A 21661-nucleotide genomic window follows, 5' to 3' on the forward strand; every position below is an offset into this window, starting at 1 on the left:
TCCATCCAGCTATTCTGGCGCTGCTGGAGCTAAATAGATACCCCTTTTATTTATACAGTCATTCAATGCATTCCGAAGACGACCCCCCGCCCTCACTGGCTCCTGTCGTATGGGCGCCCGCGCAGCCGCTCAAGGGGCGGGGTACGGCCACGCGTATGGCCCACCGCTTTATGCGCGATGCGCGCGAGGCGTTCGACGACGGCTGGGGCGGGCCGGAGGAGGGTGTGACGGGCGACGAAAGTGCCGCGCCCGCCGCGCCGCTGACCCAGGTGATCTGGGAAGATGCGCGCAGCGCGCTGTGCGGCAACGATTCGCCCGACATTTTCTTCGAGCAGTCGGTGAACCCTTACCGCGGCTGCGAGCATGGCTGTGTGTACTGCTACGCACGGCCCACGCACAGCTACCTCAACCTGTCGCCGGGGCTGGACTTCGAGACCCGCATCATCGCCAAGCGCAATATCGCCGAGGTGCTGCGGGACGAGTTGGCGCGCGCCAGCCATCGGCCTTCGGTGGTCAACATCGGCTCCGCCACCGACTGCTACCAGCCGGTGGAGCGTGAGCTGCGCCTCACGCGCGCGCTGATCGAGGTGATGCGGGATGCGCGACACCCGTTCTCGCTGATCACCAAGAGCAGCGGCGTGGAACGTGACCTGGACCTGCTGGCTCCGCTGGCGCACAGCCGGCTGGCGGCGGCCTACGTGACCATCACCACGCTGGATGCGCGCCTGGCCCGCGTGCTGGAGCCGCGCGCGGCCGCGCCGCACCGGCGGCTGCGCACCATCCGCGCGCTGGCCGAAGCCGGCGTGCCCGTCGGCGTGAGCGTGGCGCCGCAGATTCCTTTCATCACCGAGGACATGGAGCAGGTGCTGGCCGCCGCGCGCGACGCGGGCGCCACCTCGGCCTTCTACACGGTGATCCGCCTGCCGTGGGAACTCAATGCCCTGATGCGCGAGTGGCTGCAACTGCACTACCCGCAGCGTGCCGAGCGCGTGCTGGCGCGCATTCAGGATCTGCACGGCATCGACGCAACCGCGCGTATCGCGGGCAAAAGCTACGACAGCAGCCACGCCACGCGCATGAAGGGCTCGGGCCTGTGGGCCGACCTGCTGCGCCAGCGCTTCGAGAAGACCTGTGCGCGCCTGGGCCTGAACCGCCAGCGCACGGAACTGGACCTGTCGCAGTACCGCCCGGCGCTGGCGCGCGGGCAGGGCGTGCTGTTCTGAGCGCGGTGCGCGCCGCGGCTAGCATGGGCGCTTTGCTGTGGGGAGGGGTGCCGAATGCTGTTGATCGTAGGAACCATTCGCCTGCCGGCGGACGGGCTGGCCGCCGCGCTGCCGGCCATGCGGGCGATGGTGCAGGCCTCACGGGCCGAACCGGGCTGCATCGAATATGCGGATGCGCAGGATGTGCTGGACGCCGGGCTGATCCACGTGCATGAGCTGTGGCGCAGCCAGGACGACCTGGACCGGCACTTCGCCAGTGCCCACATTGCGCAGTGGCGCGCTCTGTGGCCGGCGCTGGGCATCGGCGGGCGTGACCTGCGCGCCTACGCGGTGGGTGCGCCCCGCCCGGTGTGAGCGGTTTGGCGGGCGCCGGGTGTCAGACGGTGCATGACCTCGGGCGGCCCGGGCCACCGCGAAAGGGCGACAGAAGCGCGGCCAATCGCGGCGCCAGGCGCATCCCTCGTGCGGGCTGTAGCGGGCATCCGCAACGGCGCGCGGACAGGTGGGGCGGAACGAGAGAGCCGGGCGGTTCGTTCACACTGCCTCAGGCGCGCCCAACTGCTGCGCGTGGTGGCGCAGGTGGTCGTCGATGAAGCTCTGGATGAAGTAGTAGCCGTGGTCATAGCCCGCGTGGCGGCGCAGCGTGAGCGGCTGGCCGATGGCGCTGCAGGCCGCCTCGAACAGGTGCGGGTGCAATTGATCGGCCAGGAATTTGTCGTCCAGCCCCTGGTCGATGAGGATGCCGCCGGGGTAGGGCGCGAGGGGCTGGTTCTCCATGAGCACGGTGGCGTCGTGCTGTCCCCAGGAGGAGCGGTCCGGGCCCAGGTAGCCGGTGAACGCCTTCTCGCCCCAGGGGCAGCGCGTGGGGGCGCAGATGGGTGCGAAGGCCGACAGGCTCTTGAACCGGCCCGGGTGGCGCAGTGCCAGCGTCAGCGCGCCATGGCCGCCCATGCTGTGGCCAAACAGGCCCAGCCGGGCACCGTCGATGGGCAGGGNCCAGGCCCAGCTCTGCCGCCAGGCGCTGGGCGCCGGCCTTGGTGGGGAAGGTCTCCTCGGTGCAGGTCAGGCCCGCGAGGTAGAGCAGCGCGGGGACCTTTCTATCCGCACTCTCGGCTGCCAGCGCACGGGGCGGCAGGTAGACGGCGAAGCGCATCGGCAGACCCACTGCGTGCGATGCATGGCGGTAAAAGCGTTGCTCGCCGCCAAAGCAGGCGTGGGCCGAGAGTTGTTCCAGGGTGTCGGACATGGGCGTGTTGCTCCTTTTTAAGTAGCTGCTGGCGCTTGGTATGGGCGGGATTCAGTAATAAAAGTACTGGAATCCCTTGCGCATCAAGCGCCAAGCGCTCCTGTTTTTATGCAGCGTAGTTCACCACCGAGCGGATCGACTTGCCCTCGTGCATCAGGTCGAACGCCTGATTGATGTCCGTGAGGCCCATGGTGTGGGTGACGAACGGGGCGAGCTGGATCTTGCCGGCCATGGCGTCCTCCACCATGCCGGGCAGTTCGCTGCGGCCCTTGACGCCGCCGAAGGCCGTACCCAGCCACTTGCGGCCCGTGACGAGCTGGAACGGGCGAGTCGAGATCTCTTGTCCCGCACCGGCCACGCCGATGATCACGCTCTGCCCCCAGCCGCGGTGTGCGCATTCCAGCGCCGCACGCATCACGTTGACGTTGCCAATGCACTCGAAGCTGTGGTCCACACCCCAGCCAGTCATCTCCACGATCACCTGCTGGATGGGCTTGTCGAAGTCCTTGGGGTTCACGCAGTCGGTGGCGCCGAAGGTGCGTGCCAGGTCGAACTTGCCCGGGTTGGTGTCGATGGCGATGATGCGGCCCGCGCCGGCCAGTTGGGCGCCCTGGATCACCGCCAGGCCGATGCCGCCCAGGCCGAACACGGCCACGCTGTCGCCCGGCTGCACCTTGGCGGTGTTCTTGACCGCGCCCAGCCCGGTGGTCACGCCGCAGCCCAGCAGGCAGACCTGCTCGGGGTTGGCGTTGGGGTTGACCTTGGCCAGCGACACCTCGGCCACCACGGTGTATTCGCTGAACGTGGAGCAGCCCATGTAGTGGTACACGGGCTGGCCGTTGTACGAGAAGCGCGTGGTGCCGTCGGGCATCACGCCCTTGCCCTGCGTGGCGCGCACGGCCACGCACAGGTTGGTCTTGCCGCTCTTGCAGAACAGGCATTCGCCGCATTCGGCGGTGTACAGCGGAATCACATGGTCGCCCGGCTTGACGCTGGTGACGCCTTCGCCCACCTCCACCACGACGCCCGCGCCCTCATGGCCCAGCACGGCGGGGAAGATGCCCTCGGGGTCGTCGCCGCTGAGCGTGAAGGCATCGGTGTGGCATACGCCGGTGTGGGTGATCTTGACCAGCACCTCCCCCTTGCGGGGCGGGGCCACGTCGAGTTCGACGATCTGCAGAGGTTCACCAGCTTTGAAGGCGACGGCGGCGCGGGATTTCATGGGAGGGCTCCTTGTGGTGAAAGGGTGGGGGACGTTACTTCAGGTACGAGCGCAGCAGGGCCAGCGTCTCGTCCACGGCCTCGGGCGAGGGGGCGGGCTCTTGCGCCAGGGTTTCGCGCACATGGCTGTCCAGCATGTCGGCCATCAGCCCATGCACGGCGCCGCGCAGGGCGGCCAGCTGCTGCAGGATGGGTGCGCAGTCGCTGCCCGCCTGGACGGCGCGCTCCAGCGCCTCGGCCTGGCCGCGGATGCGGCGCAGGCGTGTGATGGCGCGTTGCTTGTCTTCGGCGGTATGGGGCATGGCGGTTGGATGGGCGGGCGTTGTGCCGGGACGTGTTGCTATGTGTCTTGTACTAGGGGGAAGTATAAATCGATGGCGCTTTAGGATAAAGCGCTGGCGGGTATTAAATACCTATTACTGGGAGGGGGTATAGGTGGATGCGCCCGATCGGCGTGTCGCGCGGGCATTGGCGGCGCAGCGGTTGACCGCGGGCTGCAGCACGGTTCCCGTTGTGCGCAGCAAAAAGGCCCGGACGCAAAAAAGCCCGCAGGCAACAGGTGCGTGCGGGCGGGGGGCGGGGCACGCCTGCCTTCGCGGCAGGCGGCGCTGCTTGATCAGCGCTTGTTGAGGGCTGGAACGTCGCGGCGCTCGGCGCCCACGAACAGCTGGCGGGGGCGGCCGATCTTGTACTCGGGGTCGCCGATCATCTCGTTGAGCTGGGCGATCCAGCCCACCGTACGGGCCAGCGCGAAGATGCCGGTGAACAGGTTGACCGGGATGCCGATCGCGCGCTGCACGATGCCGGAGTAGAAGTCCACGTTCGGGTAGAGCTTGCGCTGCACGAAGTAGTCGTCCTCCAGGGCGATCTTCTCCAGCTGCTTGGCCAGGGCGAACAGCGGGTCCTTTTCCAGGCCCAGCTCGGCCAGCACTTCGTTGCAGGTTTCCTGCATCAGCTTGGCGCGGGGGTCGTAGTTCTTGTACACGCGGTGGCCAAAGCCCATCAGCTTCACGCCGGAGGACTTGTCCTTGACCTTCTCCATGAACTCGCCCACCTTGGACACGCCGCCCATGGCCTGGATTTCTTCCAGCATGTTCAGGCAGGCCTCGTTGGCGCCGCCGTGGGCAGGGCCCCACAGGCATGCCACGCCGGCAGCGATGGCGGCGAACGGGTTGGTGCCCGAGGAGCCGCACAGGCGCACCGTGGAGGTGGAGGCGTTCTGCTCGTGGTCGGCGTGCAGGATGAAGATGCGGTCCATCGCGCGTTCGATCACGGGGTTGACCTTGTAGTCCTCGCAGGGCGTGCCGAACATCATGCGCAGGAAGTTGCCTGCGTAAGAGAGGTCGTTGCGGGGGTACATGTAGGGCTCGCCCTTGCCGTACTTGTACGCCATGGCCACCAGCGTGGGCATCTTGGCGATCAGGCGAATGGCGGAGATCTCGCGGTGCTCGGGGTTATTGATGTCCGTACTGTCGTGGTAGAAGGCCGACAGCGCGCCCACCAGGCCGGTCAGCACGGCCATGGGGTGTGCGTCGCGGCGGAAACCGCGCAGGAAGAACTGCATCTGCTCGTTGACCATCGTGTGCTTGGTCACACGGTCGTTGAACGTGGCCTTCTGCGCGGCGTTGGGCAGCTCGCCATTCAGCAGCAGGTAGCAGGTTTCGAGGTAGTCGCACTGGGTGGCGAGTTGCTCGATGGGGTAGCCGCGGTACAGCAGCTCGCCCTTGTCGCCGTCGATGTAGGTGATGGACGACTGGCAGGAGGCCGTGGAAAGGAAACCGGGGTCATAGGTGAACATGCCCGTTTGCGCGTACAGCTTGCGGATGTCGACCACGTCCGGGCCGATGCTGCCTTGGTACACGGGGAGTTCCACGCTCGGGCTGCCGTTGCTGAACGATAGCGTCGCTTTGTTGTCTGCCAGTTTCATTTCCAGTTTCCTTCTGTTGTTTGCCTTGCACGGGGCTGGGGCTTAAGCGCGGTTGCGCAACTGCTCCAGCACTTCCTTGACTTCGTCCTTAGCGACTTCGCCCGTGGGCTCCTTGCGGCGCAGCAGCAGGTCCAGCAGGTCGTTGTCCGACAAGTCCATCAGTAGCGTGAGTCCTCGCGCCTGACGGATCGTCAGGCAGGAGCCGTGGGTTGCGAAGAACCGCTCGAGAAACAGGTCGTTCTCCACCAGCCCGCGGCGGCAGCGCCACCGCAGGATGGCCACTTCGCGTTCGTCCAGCAGCGCTTCGTCAGCCATGGTTCTCAGATGGCACGGCGTGCCATCAATTCCTTGATCTTGCCAATCGCGCGCGTGGGGTTCAGGTGCTTGGGGCACACGTCCACGCAGTTCATGATGGTATGGCAGCGGAACAGGCGGTAGGGGTCTTCCAGGTTGTCCAGGCGCTCGCCCGTGGCCGTGTCGCGGCTGTCCGCGATGAAGCGGTAGGCCTGCAGCAGGCCGGCGGGACCCACGAACTTGTCGGGGTTCCACCAGAACGAGGGGCAGCTCGTGGAGCAGCTGGCGCACAGAATGCACTCGTACAGGCCGTTGAGCTCTTCACGCTCTTCGGGCGACTGCAGGCGCTCCTTGGTGGGCGACGCGTAGATGTCGCTTTGCAGGTAGGGCTTGATCGAGTGGTACTGCTTGAAGAACTGCGTCATGTCCACGATCAGGTCGCGGATCACCGGCAGGCCGGGCAGGGGCTTCAAGACGATGTCGCCCGAGAGGGTCTTCATGTTCGTCAGGCAGGCCAGGCCGTTCTTGCCGTTGATGTTCATGGCGTCGGAGCCGCACACGCCTTCGCGGCAGGAGCGGCGGAACGACAGCGTGGGATCCTGTGCCTTGAGCTTGAGCAATGCATCCAGCAGCATGCGTTCGTGGCCGTCGAGCTCGACCTCCACGGTCTGCATGTAGGGCTTGGCGTCCTTGTCCGGGTCGTAGCGGTAGATCTTGAAAGTGCGTTTCATGGGTTGTTTCTCTCGTGGGCAGCGGCTGTCTTAGAACGTGCGGACCTTCGGAGGAATGCTGTCCACCGTCAGGGGCTTCATGTTCACGGGCTTGTAGCTCAGGCTGTTGCTGGCGCTGTGCCACAGCGTGTGCTTGAGCCACTCCTTGTCATTGCGGCCCAACGGGAAGTCGGGATGGTCGGCAGGGTGCTCGTAGTCGTCCACGGTGTGTGCGCCACGGCACTCCTGGCGGGCCGCGGCCGAGGTCATCGTGGCCTGGGCAACCTCGATCAGGTTGTCCACTTCCAGCGCTTCCATGCGTGCGGTGTTCCAGACCTTGGACTTGTCCTTCAGGGTCACGGTGCCCACGCGCTCGCGGATGGCGTTGATCTTGACCACGCCTTCGTCCATGCCCTTTTGCGTGCGGAACACGCCGGCGTGCTGCTGCATGGTCTGGCGGATGTCGTTGGCCAGGTCCTGGGCGTAGACGCCGTCCTTGGATTCTTCCAACTGGTTCAGGCGCGCCAGGGTGCGGTCGCTGCCATCGGCCGGCACGGCCTTGTGCTCGCCGTAGCCCCCAACGAATTGCACGATGTGCTTGCCGGCCGACTTGCCGAACACCAGCAGGTCGAGCAGCGAGTTCGTGCCCAGGCGGTTGGCGCCGTGTACCGACACCGCGGCGCATTCGCCGACGGCGTACAGGCCATTGACCACGTTGTTCTTCTCGCCGTCCCAGGTGACCACCTGGCCGTGGATATTGGTCGGAATGCCGCCCATCTGGTAGTGGATGGTGGGCACGACGGGGATCGGTTCCTTGGTGATGTCCACGTTGGCGAAGTTGTGGCCGATCTCCTCCACAGACGGCAGGCGCTTGCGGATGGTGTCAGCGCCCAGGTGGTCGAGCTTCATCAGGATGTAGTCCTTGTTGGGACCGCAGCCACGGCCTTCCTTGATCTCCTGGTCCATCGAGCGGGACACGAAGTCGCGCGGTGCCAGGTCCTTCAAGGTGGGCGCGTAACGCTCCATGAAACGCTCACCATTGCTGTTCAGCAGGATGGCGCCTTCGCCGCGGCAGCCTTCGGTCAGCAGCACGCCCGCGCCGGCCACGCCGGTGGGGTGGAACTGCCAGAACTCCAGGTCCTGCAGCGGGATGCCCGCGCGTGCGGCCATGCCCAGGCCGTCGCCGGTGTTGATGAAGGCGTTGGTCGATGCCGCAAAGATGCGGCCAGCGCCGCCTGTGGCCAGCAGCACGGCCTTGGCGTGCAGTTCGTACAGGTCGCCGGTTTCCAGTTCCAGCGCGGTTACGCCGACCACGTCGCCCTCAGCGTCGCGGATCAGGTCCAGCGCCATCCATTCCACGAAGAAGTTGGTCTTGGATTCGACGTTCTTCTGGTACAGCGTGTGCAGCATGGCGTGGCCGGTACGGTCGGCCGCGGCGCAGGCGCGCTGCACGGGCTTCTCACCGTAGTTGGCCGTGTGGCCGCCAAAGGGGCGCTGGTAGATGGTGCCGTCGGGGTTGCGGTCGAACGGCATGCCGAAATGCTCGAGCTCGATCACCACCTTGGGTGCTTCGCGGCACATGAACTCGACGGCGTCCTGGTCGGACAGCCAGTCGCCGCCCTTGATGGTGTCGTAGAAATGGTAGTGCCAGTTGTCTTCGCTCATGTTGCCCAGCGATGCGGACACGCCGCCTTGCGCTGCCACGGTGTGCGAGCGGGTGGGGAAGACCTTGGACAGGCAGGCCACGTTCAGGCCCGCGCGCGACAGTTCCAGCGAGGCGCGCATGCCGGAGCCGCCGGCCCCCACGATGACCACGTCGAACTTGCGCTTGGTGATGTTGGCTTTGGTGTAGCTCATTGTTTTCTTTCAATCGCGGGAATCAGAGACGCCACAGAGTCTGGAAGCCCCAGCCGGCGCAGGCCACCAGCCAGACGATGGTGAAGACCTGCAGCAGCAGGCGCAGCCCGGCGGACTTCACGTAGTCCATCCACACGTCGCGCACGCCGACCCAGACGTGCCAGACCAGGGCCACGATGACGGAGAACGTGAGCACCTTCATCCACTGGGTTGAGAAAATGCCGGCCCAGCGGTCGTAGCCGATGGGGCCCTTGCTGAAGATCACCTGCGCCAGCAGCGCGATGGTGAACAGGGCCATGAGGGCGGCGGTCACGCGCTGGGCCAGCCAGTCGCGGATGCCGTAGTGGGCACCGACCACGGTGCGCTTGGAGCCGTAATTCACGGACATGGGGAGTTCCTTATCGTGGGTGGGGAGAGCGATCCGCGCGGGATCAGTACAGGCCGAACAGCTTGGCGCCCAGCACCAGCGTGAGGCCGATGCTCAGCACCAGCGTCACGATGGCGGAGCTCTTGCCGAACTCCTTGCTGACGGCCTCGTGGCTCACGTCCATCCACAGGTGGCGCAGGCCGGCGATGAAGTGGTGCAGGTAGGCCCAGATCAGGGCCAGCGCCACCAGCTTGACGAACCAGCCCGGCACGAAACCCAGGCCCGCGGTGAACGCGGAGGTGAAGCGGCCGAACGAAATCTCCGAGGACACCGAGGTGTCGAACATCCACAGCACGAAGGGCAGCAGCAGGAACATGATCATGCCGCTCGCGCGATGCAGGATGGAGACCCAGCCCGCGGCCGGCAGGCGGTAGGTCCTCACGTCGTTGAAGATGTTGATGTTGCGGTATTCGGGCCGTTTCTTGGCGAGCTCTGTCATGGCGGGTGCTTTCGTGGATGTAACTGCGTTGTAATCGCGCTGAAGGCAGACAACCCAAAATTCTATTGCAATGCATTACGGGAAGCTTGCGGAGACTGCGTATTTTCCCTGGTTGCATTCGTGGTCGGGCAGTGGATCAGCTCAGTTCATTGTGATAGTGATGTGTGTCAGTCCGGTACAGCCCGCGCCGTAACTCCATGGGAACATCGTTATAGGTGTAAGCGAGGCGCTCCACGCTGAGCAGTGGTGTGGCGACGGGGATATTCAGCCATTGAGCCTGCGTTTCATCGGGAAACACGGCGCGGATCTTTTCTTCGGCGCGCACCATGCGCACGCCAAAATCCAGCTCGAACATGGCGTAGGTGGGTCCCTGGTAGTGGGCCATCTGCTCCGCGGTCAGGCCCTTGAACGCCTGGCCGGGCAGCCAGATGTCCTCCAGGATGGTGGGTACGCCCACAAACGACAGGATGCGCTTGACCTGCACCACCACATCTCCGGTCCGCAGCGCCAGCGTGCGTGCAATCTCCGCACTGGCGCGCATGCGCCGGCACTCCAGGATGGTGCGCTGCGCCGGGCCTTCCACGCGGGCGTCTCCCGTGTCAGGCAGCAGTTTCAGGAAGCGGTACTGCACCTGCCGCTCTGCGTGGGTGGCCACGAAGGTGCCTTTGCCCTGGCGGCGCATGACGAGGTTTTCGGCTGCCAGCTCGTCGATGGCCTTGCGCACCGTGCCCTGGCTCACGCGAAAGCGCGCAGCCAGTTCCATTTCGCTGGGGATGGCTTCACCGGGCTTCCATTCACCATGCTGCAGGCTGTGCAGGATGAGCCCCTTGATCTGCTGGTACAGGGGGCTGAATGCGGGAGTCGATGCCCCCGCGCCCGCACCTGGGGGCGTGCCTTCTGTGGTCGGAGGGGGCGAGGAGGACATGGTGGGCTGTGCCGGGGGCGGAGCATGCCGCTGAATTGAGGGCGATCATATCTTATATAAGACATAAGACAAATTGACCCTGCGCAGTAATCGGCGGTAAACTCCTGGGCTGTTCTGCGGGGCACGGGCTGCTGATGACTGGCGCTGGTGCGACCTTGCACCAACACCACCTCCCTCACACCTCTTTCTGGAGTTTTCGCATGAGCAAGAAACCCGTTCGTGTCGCCGTGACCGGCGCTGCAGGCCAAATCGGTTACGCGCTGCTGTTCCGCATCGCTTCCGGCGAAATGCTGGGCAAGGACCAGCCCGTCATCCTGCAACTGCTGGAAATTCCCGACGAGAAGGCCCAGAACGCGCTCAAGGGCGTGATCATGGAATTGGAAGACTGCGCGTTCCCGCTGTTGGCCGGCATCGAAGCCCACTCGGACCCCATGACCGCCTTCAAGGATACCGACTACGCCCTGCTGGTCGGCGCCCGTCCGCGCGGCCCCGGCATGGAGCGTGCCGACCTGCTGGCTGCCAATGCCCAGATCTTCACGGCCCAGGGCAAGGCCCTGAACGCCGTGGCCTCGCGCAACGTGAAGGTGCTGGTGGTGGGCAACCCCGCCAATACCAACGCCTACATCGCCATGAAGTCGGCCCCCGACCTGCCGGCCAAGAACTTCACGGCCATGCTGCGCCTGGATCACAACCGTGCAGCTTCCCAACTGGCGGCCAAGGGTGGCTTCAAGGTGGGCGACATCAAGAAGCTGACGGTGTGGGGCAACCATTCGCCCACGATGTACGCCGACTACCGTTTCGCCACGGTGGACGGCAAGTCCGTGAAGGACGCCATCAACGACCCTGCCTGGTACAAGGATGTGTTCCTGCCCACCGTCGGCAAGCGCGGCGCAGCCATCATCGCCGCTCGTGGCCTGTCCTCGGCTGCGTCTGCCGCCAACGCCGCCATTGACCACATGCGCGATTGGGCCCTGGGCTCCAAGGGCGAGTGGGTGACGATGGGTGTGCCCTCCAACGGCGAATACGGCATTCCCGCCGGTATCGTGTTCGGCTTCCCGGTCACCACCGAGAACGGCGAGTACAAGATCGTCGAAGGCTTGCCCATCGACGCTTTCTCGCAAGAGTGCATCGACAAGACTCTGGCCGAGCTGCAAGGTGAGCAGGACGGCGTCAAGCACCTGCTGTAATCGCGCATCTCCATGCACGACTGGGATCCCGCGCTCTACCAGCGCTTCGAGAGCGAGCACACACGCCCGGCTGTCGAGTTGCTGGCGCGGGTCTCCCATCCCGCACCCCGCCACATCGTGGACTTGGGCTGCGGGAATGGCAATTCCACGCAATTGCTGCTGGAGCGGTTCCCGCAGTCGCAACTCATCGGTCTGGACAACTCCGAAGCGATGCTGGCCAGTGCGCGCAAGCGTTTGCCCGGTGTGCCCTTCGTGCAGGCCGACATTGCCGACTGGGCGCCCACCGTGGCGCCCGATTTGATTTTTGCCAACGCCTCCCTGCAGTGGGTGGCAGGGCATGCCGGGCTGTTCGCCCGGTTGATGCGCTGCCTGGCACCCGGCGGTGTCCTGGCGGTGCAGATGCCCGACAACCTGGACCAGCCGTCGCACCAGCTCATGCGCGAGCTGGCGAGCCAGTCTGCGTGGCGTGATCAGCTGGCGCATGCCGCGGACCAGCGCGCGGCGCTGTTGTCGGTGGAGGCTTATTACGACCTTCTCGCGCCCATGGCCTGCCGGGTCGATATCTGGCACACCGCGTACCGCCATGTCATGCCTTCGGTCCAGACTATCGTTGAGTGGCTGGAGTCCACAGGCCTGAAACCCTTCCTTGATCCGCTCCCCGCCGTGTTGCGGGATGCGTATCTGCAAGCCTACACGCAGCGCATTGGCGAGGCCTATACCGAGCGCGCGGATGGCCATCGGCTGTTTGCGTTTCCCCGTTTGTTCATCGTTGCCCAGCGTGCCCCATGACCTCGTCCGCTGCCCATCCCGCTGAAGTCCTGCTGGGCGCTCAGGCGGGCGCCCATGCGATCCCCGTATGCGACCACTACAGCGGCGTGGAAGTGCGCATGCGCAAGAGCCTGCAACTGCAGCAGGAGCTGCTTGCCGAGTTTGGCCATTGCGTGTTTGACGTGACGCTCGACTGCGAGGACGGCGCGCCCGTGGGGCAGGAGCGCGAGCACGCCATGCTGGTGGCACGCCTGGCGCGCGAAGCCGGGGCCGGCGCGCGCGTGGCGGCACGTGTGCACACGGTCGACCACCCCGCCTTCGCGCAGGACATGGCCATCATCGCCGGTGAGGCGGGGCAACACCTGTGCCACATCATGCTGCCCAAGGTGGAAACCGTGGACGACGTGCTCGCAGCCGAGCGAGCGCTGGAGGCCGCAGGCGCCAGCCATCTGCCGCTGCACGCCCTTATCGAGTCCCCCGCTGCCGTGCACCGGGCCTTCGAGATCGCCGCGCACCCGCGCATCCAGAGCCTGAGCTTCGGCCTGATGGACTTCGTTTCCGCCCATGGCGGTGCGATTCCCGCCTCGGGCATGACGTCCACCGGGCAGTTCGAGCATCCGCTCGTCGTGCGTGCCAAGCTGGAGATCTCCGCCGCCTGCCATGCCAATGGCAAGGTGCCATCGCACTGCGTGGTTACTGAATTCAGCGATCCCGACGCCATGCAGGCCGCGGCCGGCAGGGCTGCGCGCCAGTTCGGCTACACGCGCATGTGGAGCATCCACCCCGCGCAGATCCGGCCCATCCTGGCGGCTTTCGCACCGGAAGGTGCGGAAATCGCGCGGGCCAGCCGCATCATTTCTGCCGCCATCCAGGCTGACTGGGCTCCCATCAGCGAGGAGGGCGTACTGCACGACCGCGCAAGCTACCGCTATTTCTGGCAGGTGCTCGAGCGTGCACACCAGACCGGCCGCATGCTGCCCGCCGAGGCGCAGGGCTGGTTTGCCAAGGCTGAGACCACGTTCACCTGATACGGGTATTCTTGTCGCCCCATCTGCCTTCCATTCATTCTTTCCCCGCAGGAGTCACCATGAAGACCCTCATCGCTTCCGCATTGATACTGTTGGCGCCCGCCCTCACCACGGCGCAGACGGCGACCAAGCCCGCCGCCCCCGCCGAGGCCAAGAAGAGCAGCGCCAAGCCTGCGGCGAAGAGCACCTCCGCCAAGGCGACCAAGCCCAAGGCCGAGAAGAAGAGCGACACCGTCGCCAAGGCATCGCCCACCAGCAGCCGCACGCGCCTGCACAGCGGTGCCGTGCAGGTGGCGTCGGGCCTGGCTGCGGCCGAGGCGGCGCTCACTCCCGAAGAACTGCAGATCGCCGAGCGCGTGTACACGGGCCGCATGGCGTGCGAACTGGGCGCGTTCGTGAGCATCGAGGCCGATACGCAGTCGCCCGGGCGCTTCCATGTGGAAGGCAAGGGCTTCAAGTACCACATGGCCCCGGTGGCCACCACCACCGGCGCGGTGCGCCTGGAAGACCAGCGCGCGGGTGCCGTGTGGGTGCAGATCGCCAACAAATCCATGCTCATGAACCAGAAGCTGGGCCAGCGCATGGCTGACGAATGCATGAGCCCGCAGCAGGTGGTGGTGGCCGAGGCCATCAAGAAGAACCCGCCGCAAAGCCTGCTGGACAACCCGGCCGCCAAGTAAACCTAGAACCGCCTGCCGGCGGGGCCACGCAGTGCACGCCTGCCGTGTGCGCCAGTGTGGCCGGCCGGTTGTCGCCCCACTTTGAAAACCTAGACTATCCCGGAGAAAGAAGACATGTTGAAAGCCTACCGCGACCATGTGGCCGAGCGCGCTGCATTGGGCATCCCGCCGCTGCCGCTCGATGCCAAGCAGACGGCCGAACTGATCGAGCTGATCAAGAACCCGCCCGCTGGCGAGGAGGCTTTCCTGGTGGACCTGCTGACCCACCGCGTGCCGCCGGGGGTGGACGACGCAGCCAAGGTCAAGGCGTCCTTCCTCGCGGCCGTCGCCCATGGCGACATCACGGTCGGCCTGATTTCCAAGGCCAAGGCCACCGAGCTGTTGGGCACCATGGTGGGTGGCTACAACGTGCACCCTCTGATCGAGCTGCTGGACGACGCCGAAGTCGCTTCCGTGGCTGCCGAAGCGCTGAAGAAGACGCTGCTGATGTTCGACTTCTTCAACGACGTGGCCGCCAAGGCCAAGGCCGGCAACGCCAAGGCCCAGGAGGTCATGCAGAGCTGGGCCAATGCCGAGTGGTTCACCAGCCGCCCCGAGGTCGAGAAGAAAATCACCGTCACCGTGTTCAAGGTGCCCGGCGAGACCAACACCGACGACCTGTCGCCCGCACCCGATGCCTGGAGCCGCCCCGACATTCCGCTGCACTACCTGGCCATGCTCAAGAACACGCGTCCTGACGCGGCGTTCAAGCCCGAGGAAGACGGCAAGCGCGGCCCGATGCAGTTCATCGAAGACCTGAAGAAGAAGGGCCACTTGGTTGCCTACGTCGGTGACGTGGTGGGCACCGGTTCTTCGCGCAAGTCCGCTACCAACTCGGTGATCTGGGCCACCGGCCAGGACATCCCCTTCGTGCCGAACAAGCGTTTCGGCGGCGTGACGCTGGGTGGCAAGATCGCCCCCATCTTCTTCAACACGCAGGAAGATTCCGGCGCTCTGCCGATCGAAGTGGACGTTTCCAAGCTGGAGATGGGCGACGTGATCGATGTGCTGCCCTACGACGGCAAGATCGTGAAGAACGGCGAAACCGTGGCTGAGTTCGCGCTCAAGAGCGACGTGCTGCTGGACGAAGTGCGCGCCGGTGGCCGTATCAACCTGATCATTGGCCGCTCGCTCACCGCCAAGGCGCGCGAGGCCCTGGGCTTGCCCGCATCGACCGTGTTCCGCCTGCCCAAGGCGCCGGCTGAATCCAAGGCCGGCTTCACGCTGGCGCAGAAGATGGTCGGCCGTGCCTGCGGCCTGCCCGAAGGCCAGGGTATCCGTCCCGGCACGTATTGCGAGCCGAAGATGACCACCGTGGGTTCGCAGGACACCACCGGCCCGATGACGCGCGATGAGCTGAAGGATCTGGCCTGCCTGGGCTTCTCGGCCGACCTCGTGATGCAGTCCTTCTGCCACACCGCTGCGTACCCGAAGCCGGTGGACGTGAAGACCCACCGCGAACTACCAGCCTTCATCAGCAGCCGCGGCGGCGTGTCCCTGCGCCCCGGCGACGGCGTGATCCACAGCTGGCTCAACCGCCTGCTGCTGCCCGACACAGTGGGCACCGGCGGTGACTCGCACACCCGCTTCCCCATCGGCATCTCCTTCCCCGCAGGCTCCGGCCTCGTGGCTTTCGGCGCTGCCACCGGCGTGATGCCGCTGGACATGCCCGAGTCGGTGCTGGTGCGCTTCAAGGGTGAGATGCAGCCCGGCGTGACGCTGCGCGACCTGGTGCACGCGATCCCGCTGTACGCCATCAAGGCGGGCCTGCTGACCGTGGCCAAGGCCGGCAAGAAGAACATCTTCTCGGGCAAGATCCTCGAAATCGAGGGCCTGCCGGACCTGAAGGTGGAGCAAGCCTTCGAGCTGTCCGACGCCTCGGCCGAGCGTTCCGCCGCCGGCTGCACGATCAAGCTCAACCCCGAGCCGATCGCTGAGTACCTGCGCTCCAACGTCGTGCTCATGAAGAACATGATCGCCGATGGCTACCAGGACGCGAAGACGCTGCAGCGCCGCATCGAGAAGGTCGAAGCCTGGCTGGCCAACCCGAATCTGCTCGAAGCCGACAAGGACGCCGAGTACGCCGCCGTGATCGAGATCGATCTGGCCGACATCAAGGAGCCCATCGTTTGCTGCCCGAACGACCCGGACGATGCCAAGTTCCTGTCCGAAGTGGCTGGCACCAAGATCGACGAAGCCTTCATCGGCTCGTGCATGACCAACATCGGTCACTTCCGCGCCGCAGCCAAGCTGCTGGGCGGCCAGCGCGACATTCCCGTCAAGCTGTGGGTGGCACCGCCCACCAAGATGGACCAGAGCGAGCTGATCAAGGAAGGCCACTACGCCGCCTTCGGCACGGCTGGTGCGCGTACCGAAATGCCCGGCTGCTCGCTGTGCATGGGCAACCAGGCCCAAGTGCGTGAAGGTGCGACGGTGATCTCTACCTCCACCCGCAACTTCCCCAACCGCCTGGGCAAGAACACCAACGTGTTCCTGGGCTCGGCCGAGCTGGCCGCCATCGCCTCGCGCCTGGGCAAGCTGCCCACGAAGGAGGAATACCTCCAGGAAATGGGCGTGATCGATGCCGACAAGGCCAGCGTGTACCGCTACATGAACTTCGACCAGATCGAGGAATATGCAGAGGTCGCCAAGGGCGTGACGGCCTGATCGCCGGCTGAGGCCCGGGCCGCGGCGCGGCCCCTCCCGTCAACCCCCGCAGGGCGCATGCCTGGCGGGGGTTTTCTTTTGCTCATTAATTGATAGCTGTTGGCGCTTGCTGGTGCTGCGTTAGCGGCCATTTTCACTTAAATGCTCGCGCCGCGTGTGCCCGAGCAACGGGGGATGTCGCACGCCGAGACCGTGGTCACGACCCGGGAGACGGTGCCGTTCAGGCCGCGGCCAGCGCGCGCAGTGCGGCGGCGCTGGCGTCGTCGGCGGGGAAGAACGTTTCCAGCGCCAGCTCCTGCAGCGTCACGTCGACGGGCGAGCCGAACACCGTGGTGGTGCTCACCAGCTGGAGCGTGCCGGCCGGCGTGCGGAACTCGAACGGCATGAGCACGCCCAGGTGCTCGCCCGGCAGCGGCGGGCTGGCAGGCGGCAAAGGGTAGGCCTGCAGTTCCTGCAGCAGGGCGGCCAGCACCGGGTCGCTGCTCTCGTGGATCTGCTGGCGCAACCGCTCCAGCAGGTGCGCGCGCCATTGCGCCAGGTTGGCGATGCGCGGTGCCAGGCCCCCCGGGTGCAGGCTGAGGCGCAGCACATTCACGGGCGGCTGCAGCAGCTCGGCGTCCACGCCGGACAGCAGCAGGGGCACGATGCGGTTGGCCATGAGCAGGTTTCAGTGCCGGTCCATCGCCAGCGCCGGCCAGGGTTCGTGGCAGTCCAGGATGCGCTGCACCGCCGCGCGCGCGCGTCGGCCATCTCGGGCGCATCGAGCGGGCGTTCGCGGTACATCGGGGCATAGCCCGCGGCCACCAGCAGCGCGTTGCGCTCGCGCAGGGGCACGTCCAGGCGACGCGCCAGGCGCAGCACCATGTCGCGGCTGGGGCTGGCGCGGCCCGTTTCCACGCAGCTCAGGTGGCGCGTAGACACCTCGGCCGCGTGTGCCAGGTCCAGTTGGCTCAACCGCCGGTGCTGGCGCCAGTGGCGCAGGCGTTCTCCAAAAGGCGCGGGTGTCGATAGGGCGGGAGCATGGTGCATGGCCTGCATGGTAGGGCCGGCCGCGCGGCGTGGGCATGACCTGCCAGGTCATGGACGCGCAGCCGCCGCGTGCCGACGATGCAGGCCATGTTCAACCCCTCAGGAGATCACACCATGGCCTTCATCGATGCTTTCACGTCCCCCGGCGGCCTGCGCCGCGTGCTCTGGGCCGATGCCGCCGCAGGCGCCGGCATGGCGGCGCTGCACCTGGCGGCGGCAGCGCCGCTGGCTGAATGGCTGGGCATGTCGCCCCGGTTGCTGTTGGCCAGCGGCTGGCTGCTGCTGCCTTTCGTGCTGGTGGCCGGGTCGCTGGCCCTGCGGCGCGAGGCAGCCGGCGGCGCGCTGGCGCTGCTGGTGGCGGGCAATGTCCTGTGGGTGCTGGCCAGCGCAGTGGTGCTGTGGGGCACGACGTGGGTGACCGGCGGCTGGGGCCAGGCCTATGTGGCCGTGCAGGCGGTGGCCGTGCTGGCCCTGGCGGAACTGCAGTGGATGGCGCTGCGCCGCGCACGCGTGGCGGTGCAGGGCGTGCGCGCGGCAGTCTCCTGACGGGCGCTCAGCCCTGCTCGGCCAGCAGGTCTTGCAGGGCCTTGACCTGTTGGCGCAGGCGCTCGTTTTCGGCCTCCAGTTCCGCCACGCGCTGCTGCAGCTTTGCGGCGTCGGGGGCGGCCGTCGATTCCGGCCCGGCGGTGCCGTCGGCCTCCGTTGCGGCGGCATCGGCCTTTGGTTTTTTCTTGCCATCGCGCACGCGCTTGGCGGCCTGCTTGAGTTCCTGTGCGCCGCCGGCCGCGGCGCTCTTTTGCTCCTCCACCGGCAGGGTGGCCACCACGGCTGCGGCGTTCAAGGACAGTTCGCCCGACTTGACGGCAGCCACCACTTCCGGCGCTGCGTTCTGGTGGATGGTCTCGATGGCCTTGACCTGGGCTGCCGTCAGGCGGGCGGCGCGGGCCAGGGCCTCGCGCGTGTCCAGCGCGTCTTCGGGCACCTTGGGCACGCTGGCCAGCGCCTGGGCGACGACCGGGTCGGTGTCACCCTCCCAGGGGGCCTGCTCGGGTGCCTGGGCGGCCTCGGCCTTGGCAGCCACCACGGCGGCGGCGGCCGCGGCGCGGCGCTCGGCAATGATCTCGCGCTTGCGCAGTGCCAGCACGCCGCGCTGGAACTCCGACACGCTGCGCCGCCCCAGGTGCTGGTCGATCATCCACAGGTGCACGTCCTCCATGTTCTGAAAGCGGGTGTTCTGCACCGTCTGGAAGGGCAGGCCGTGCTTGTGGCAGATGCCGAAGCGGTTGTGGCCGTCCACGAGGATGTTGCCCCACAGCACCAGCGCGTCGCGGCAGCCCTCTGCGAGGATGCTGCGCTCCAGCGCGTCGTGCTCTTCGGGCGTGAGCGGGTCGATGTAGGCCTTGAGTTCGGGCAGGACGACGATGTCTTCAGGATTCATGGGTTCTGGGTATGAGGCGGGGCAAGAAATGGGCAAAGGCCCCGCCGGGGCCTTTGTAAAAAGAGGAGCTGCTCGCGCTTGATGGCTGGGTGTTTCGGTATCAAATCTACCTGAAACGCCCTGTGGACGGGCGCTGCCAGCTATGGTTTCAGGAAGGCTGTAGCAGCCGCGCGATGAGCGCGCCGTCCACCGGGCCGTCGATCGGAATGCGCACACGCAGCGGATTGCCCGGCGCCACCTGCACGCTTTCGCCGTCCAGGTTGAACATCTGCGTGAGCTGCACCGTGCGGTTGCCGCTGGGGTGGATCACCTCCAGCGTGTCGCCCACGGCGAAGCGGTTCATGGTCTCGACCTCGGCCATGCCGTCGGCGTAGCCGCGCACCTGGCCGACGAAGTGGGCGCGCTGCAGCACGCTGTTGCCGGTCTCGTAGTTCTGGTAGTCGTTGGCCGGGCGGCGCTCCAGCAGGCCGCCGGTGTAGCCGCGGTTGGCCAGGCCTTCCAGCTCGGTGATCAGGTGCGGGTTGAACGGGCGGCCCGCCACCGCGTCGTCGATCGCGCGGCGGTACACCTGGGCGGTACGCGCCACGTAGTACAGGCTCTTGGTGCGGCCCTCGATCTTCAGCGAATCGACGCCGATCTTCACCAGCCGCTCCACATGCTCCACGGCGCGCAGGTCCTTGGAGTTCATGATGTAGGTGCCGTGCTCATCCTCCATGATGGGCATCAGTTCGCCGGGGCGGCCGATCTCCTCGATCAGGTAGACCTGGTCGGCCTTGGGGTGGCGCTGGCCGCTGCCGCAGGTGCTGGTGAACTGGCTGTCGGCTTCCTCGCGCGCCTGTTCGAAGTTGAAACCCTGCTCCATGGACGTGGCCAGCGCTTCGCCGGTGTTGGGGTCCACCGCCGCGTCGTGGGTCTTGTATTCCCAGCGGCAGGCGTTGGTGCAGGTGCCCTGGTTGGGGTCGCGCCGGTTGAAGTAGCCGCTGAGCAGGCAGCGGCCCGAGTAGGCAATGCACAGCGCGCCGTGCACGAAGACCTCGATCTCCATGTCAGGGCATTCCTGGCGGATCTTCTCGATCTCGTCCAGGCTCAGTTCGCGCGAGAGGATGATGCGCGACACGCCCGCCTTCTGCCAGAACTTCACCGTGGCGTAGTTGGTGGTGTTGGCCTGCACCGAGAGATGGATCTCGGTCTCGGGCCACTTTTCCTTGACCATCATGATCAGGCCGGGGTCGGCCATGATGAAGGCGTCGGGCTTGCACTCGATGACGGGCTCGATGTCGCGCAGGTAGGTGCGCACCTTGTCGTTGTGCGCGATCAGGTTGCTGGTGACGAAGAACTTCTTGCCCCGCGCGTGCGCCTCCTGGATGCCCTGGGCGATCTGCTCCAGGCGGAACTCGTTGTTGCGCGCACGCAGGCTGTAGCGCGGCTGGCCGGCGTAGATGGCGTCGGCGCCGAAGTCGTACGCCGCACGCATCTTGTCGAGCGAGCCGGCGGGCAGCAGCAGTTCGGGGGCTTTGAGGGTCATAGCCTGCAATTTTCGCTGATGTGCGGGGTGAGGGTGGGGCGCGTGGGTAATGACCGGGTTGGGGTCTTTGGGGCGGTTGCTTTGCGTTGTCGGCGGTGGCAGCTGGGAGGATTAGGAGGGGTGTGTGACGTAGGGTCGAGAGGCTGGAGCGAGAGCGGACTGCTCACTGGTGGCGGAGTTGGGCCCCCAGCGGCTTGTGCCGGACGCGAATCCGACGCGACGAACCTTTGCTCAACGCCGCGTGCGCCCGGCTTTCCCTTGGATATTGGAGCCATGAACAGGTATATCCAAGACGAGGGCCTGTTCACATTCCGTGCCAACAGGCCCTAGCTTCGTGGCATCGCCTCGAAATCGCTCGGGGCGGCGGCGCGGAAGGAGGGCAGCGCTTCACAGTGTTCGGCCAGTGAGATCAGCGCGGCGTGGGCGGACGGTGACAGCACTTCATCCATCCGGTTCCGCATGTACCAGATCAGCGTGGTGATCATCGCATCGGCATGGGTGAGTGCCGCCCCGCAGGCATACGGTGTGGCAAGGCGTTTGGTCAGTTCGTCGAGACCAGCGCGTGCCTGGCCAAGGCAGCGATCCAGCCAGACGGCGCTGCGGTGTTCGGGGGGTGAAAGTGCCTCTCGTACACCACAGCCGCGACCTTTTCGAGGGTGCCTTGCGCCAGTGCCGTCATCTGGAGAACGCGCCGGCGTTTGGTGCCGGAGCGGGGGATCAGCGCCGCGTCGCCTGCCTGCTCATCGAGATGATCCAGGATGGATGCGCTGTCGATCAGCACTTCGCCATCGTCGAGGACGAGGGCCGGGATGCGGGTCAGCGGGCTGATCCTCCCGATTGCTGCCGCATCGCCAAAGATGGATCGCGTATCGCGGGTGAAGGGGATGCCGTAGTGATGCAGCGCGATGGCGACACGGCGCGTGACGGGGCTGTCATATTGGCCGACGAGGATCATGGGCAGGTCTTCCATCTCAAACAACGCGGTTAGAGGATCCTGAATGTATACGGCGACAGCCTCCCCATCAGCCGCC

The 21661-nt window shown here is 66.1% G+C and carries 22 protein-coding genes and 2 pseudogenes; 8 read left to right on the top strand and 16 right to left on the bottom strand.

Going from position 1 to position 21661, the window contains the following annotated elements; genetic code table 11:
• The first annotated feature begins 65 nt into the window (after positions 1-65).
• Both OX89_RS09385 and OX89_RS09390 read left to right on the top strand, forming a co-directional pair.
• Complete coding sequence (locus OX89_RS09385; RefSeq protein ID WP_047350432.1) at positions 66-1223, top strand: PA0069 family radical SAM protein; 1158 nt, start codon at positions 66-68, stop codon at positions 1221-1223.
• A 54-nt stretch (positions 1224-1277) separates the two neighbouring features.
• Positions 1278-1577: a putative quinol monooxygenase gene (locus tag OX89_RS09390; protein WP_015913708.1), complete on the top strand. Its 300-nt coding sequence runs from the start codon at positions 1278-1280 to the stop codon at positions 1575-1577.
• A gap of 180 nt (positions 1578-1757) precedes the next feature.
• On the opposite strand, the gene OX89_RS19090 is transcribed toward OX89_RS09390, so the two are convergent.
• The 11 genes and pseudogenes from OX89_RS19090 to OX89_RS09445 all read right to left on the bottom strand — a co-directional run.
• On the bottom strand, positions 1758-2218 hold a 461-nt coding region (locus OX89_RS19090), incomplete at its 5' end, for an alpha/beta hydrolase-fold protein (RefSeq protein WP_255352816.1).
• Position 2219: 1 nt separating this feature from the next.
• Positions 2220-2469: pseudogene (locus tag OX89_RS19095) on the bottom strand (alpha/beta hydrolase-fold protein); the annotation flags it as partial.
• A gap of 106 nt (positions 2470-2575) precedes the next feature.
• Positions 2576-3691 (bottom strand): S-(hydroxymethyl)glutathione dehydrogenase/class III alcohol dehydrogenase, encoded by a 1116-nt coding sequence (locus OX89_RS09400; protein WP_047350433.1) that lies wholly within the window; start codon positions 3689-3691, stop codon positions 2576-2578.
• A gap of 34 nt (positions 3692-3725) precedes the next feature.
• Positions 3726-3992: a metal/formaldehyde-sensitive transcriptional repressor gene (locus OX89_RS09405; RefSeq protein WP_015913705.1), complete on the bottom strand. Its 267-nt coding sequence runs from the start codon at positions 3990-3992 to the stop codon at positions 3726-3728.
• Positions 3993-4306: 314 nt separating this feature from the next.
• Positions 4307-5617 carry a citrate synthase gene (locus OX89_RS09415; RefSeq protein WP_011805954.1) on the bottom strand — a complete coding sequence of 437 codons (1311 nt, stop codon included), beginning with the start codon at positions 5615-5617 and terminating at the stop codon, positions 4307-4309.
• A gap of 42 nt (positions 5618-5659) precedes the next feature.
• Positions 5660-5932 (bottom strand): succinate dehydrogenase assembly factor 2, encoded by a 273-nt coding sequence (locus OX89_RS09420; RefSeq protein ID WP_047350435.1) that lies wholly within the window; start codon positions 5930-5932, stop codon positions 5660-5662.
• Between the two features lie 5 nt (positions 5933-5937).
• Positions 5938-6642, bottom strand: coding sequence for a succinate dehydrogenase iron-sulfur subunit (locus OX89_RS09425; RefSeq protein ID WP_011805952.1), 705 nt, complete (start codon positions 6640-6642; stop codon positions 5938-5940).
• A 30-nt stretch (positions 6643-6672) separates the two neighbouring features.
• Positions 6673-8478, bottom strand: a complete 1806-nt coding sequence (gene sdhA / locus OX89_RS09430) for a succinate dehydrogenase flavoprotein subunit (RefSeq protein WP_011805951.1) — start codon at positions 8476-8478, stop codon at positions 6673-6675.
• A 22-nt stretch (positions 8479-8500) separates the two neighbouring features.
• Positions 8501-8866, bottom strand: a complete 366-nt coding sequence (sdhD, locus tag OX89_RS09435; RefSeq protein ID WP_011805950.1) for a succinate dehydrogenase, hydrophobic membrane anchor protein — start codon at positions 8864-8866, stop codon at positions 8501-8503.
• Between the two features lie 43 nt (positions 8867-8909).
• Positions 8910-9344, bottom strand: coding sequence for a succinate dehydrogenase, cytochrome b556 subunit (gene sdhC, locus OX89_RS09440; protein WP_011805949.1), 435 nt, complete (start codon positions 9342-9344; stop codon positions 8910-8912).
• A 136-nt stretch (positions 9345-9480) separates the two neighbouring features.
• Positions 9481-10269 carry a GntR family transcriptional regulator gene (locus OX89_RS09445; protein ID WP_047350436.1) on the bottom strand — a complete coding sequence of 263 codons (789 nt, stop codon included), beginning with the start codon at positions 10267-10269 and terminating at the stop codon, positions 9481-9483.
• A 200-nt stretch (positions 10270-10469) separates the two neighbouring features.
• Here OX89_RS09445 and OX89_RS09450 point away from each other — a divergent pair, with 200 nt between their 5' ends.
• The 5 genes from OX89_RS09450 to acnB all read left to right on the top strand — a co-directional run bounded on the left by OX89_RS09450 (position 10470) and on the right by acnB (position 16638).
• The gene (locus tag OX89_RS09450; RefSeq protein WP_041836045.1) at positions 10470-11456 is read left to right on the top strand and encodes a malate dehydrogenase; all 987 of its coding nucleotides are present in this window, start codon (positions 10470-10472) and stop codon (positions 11454-11456) included.
• 12 nt (positions 11457-11468) lie between these two features.
• Positions 11469-12245 carry a trans-aconitate 2-methyltransferase gene (gene tam, locus OX89_RS09455; RefSeq protein ID WP_047350437.1) on the top strand — a complete coding sequence of 259 codons (777 nt, stop codon included), beginning with the start codon at positions 11469-11471 and terminating at the stop codon, positions 12243-12245.
• Entirely contained in the window at positions 12242-13252 is a 1011-nt protein-coding gene (locus tag OX89_RS09460; RefSeq protein ID WP_011805945.1) for a CoA ester lyase, read from the top strand. Before tam ends, OX89_RS09460 begins: the two co-directional genes overlap by 4 nt.
• A 59-nt stretch (positions 13253-13311) precedes the next feature.
• Entirely contained in the window at positions 13312-13932 is a 621-nt protein-coding gene (locus tag OX89_RS09465) for a hypothetical protein (RefSeq protein WP_011805944.1), read from the top strand.
• A gap of 114 nt (positions 13933-14046) precedes the next feature.
• Positions 14047-16638 (top strand): bifunctional aconitate hydratase 2/2-methylisocitrate dehydratase, encoded by a 2592-nt coding sequence (gene acnB, locus OX89_RS09470; RefSeq protein WP_011805943.1) that lies wholly within the window; start codon positions 14047-14049, stop codon positions 16636-16638.
• 220 nt (positions 16639-16858) lie between these two features.
• On the opposite strand, the pseudogene OX89_RS09475 reads toward acnB, so the two are convergent.
• Positions 16859-17676: pseudogene (locus tag OX89_RS09475) on the bottom strand (helix-turn-helix domain-containing protein).
• 105 nt (positions 17677-17781) lie between these two features.
• Between OX89_RS09475 and OX89_RS09480 the strand changes: the two are divergent.
• Entirely contained in the window at positions 17782-18213 is a 432-nt protein-coding gene (locus OX89_RS09480; protein ID WP_047350474.1) for a hypothetical protein, read from the top strand.
• Between the two features lie 7 nt (positions 18214-18220).
• On the opposite strand, the gene OX89_RS09485 is transcribed toward OX89_RS09480, so the two are convergent.
• The 4 genes from OX89_RS09485 to OX89_RS09495 all read right to left on the bottom strand — a co-directional run bounded on the left by OX89_RS09485 (position 18221) and on the right by OX89_RS09495 (position 21600).
• Positions 18221-19105 (bottom strand): plasmid replication/partition related protein, encoded by an 885-nt coding sequence (locus OX89_RS09485; RefSeq protein ID WP_047350438.1) that lies wholly within the window; start codon positions 19103-19105, stop codon positions 18221-18223.
• Positions 19106-19253: 148 nt separating this feature from the next.
• Positions 19254-20630, bottom strand: coding sequence for a tRNA 5-hydroxyuridine modification protein YegQ (gene yegQ, locus OX89_RS09490; protein WP_047350439.1), 1377 nt, complete (start codon positions 20628-20630; stop codon positions 19254-19256).
• A gap of 326 nt (positions 20631-20956) precedes the next feature.
• A complete protein-coding gene (locus OX89_RS19375; protein WP_369799274.1) occupies positions 20957-21217 on the bottom strand; it encodes a glutathione S-transferase C-terminal domain-containing protein in 261 nt (86 codons plus the stop codon).
• Positions 21172-21600, bottom strand: a complete 429-nt coding sequence (locus OX89_RS09495; RefSeq protein WP_234305544.1) for a glutathione S-transferase family protein — start codon at positions 21598-21600, stop codon at positions 21172-21174. Before OX89_RS09495 ends, OX89_RS19375 begins: the two co-directional genes overlap by 46 nt.
• Positions 21601-21661 lie beyond the last annotated feature (61 nt).

It is taken from the genome of Diaphorobacter sp. J5-51, assembly GCF_001023515.1.
Lineage (GTDB): Bacteria > Pseudomonadota > Gammaproteobacteria > Burkholderiales > Burkholderiaceae_C > Diaphorobacter > Diaphorobacter nitroreducens.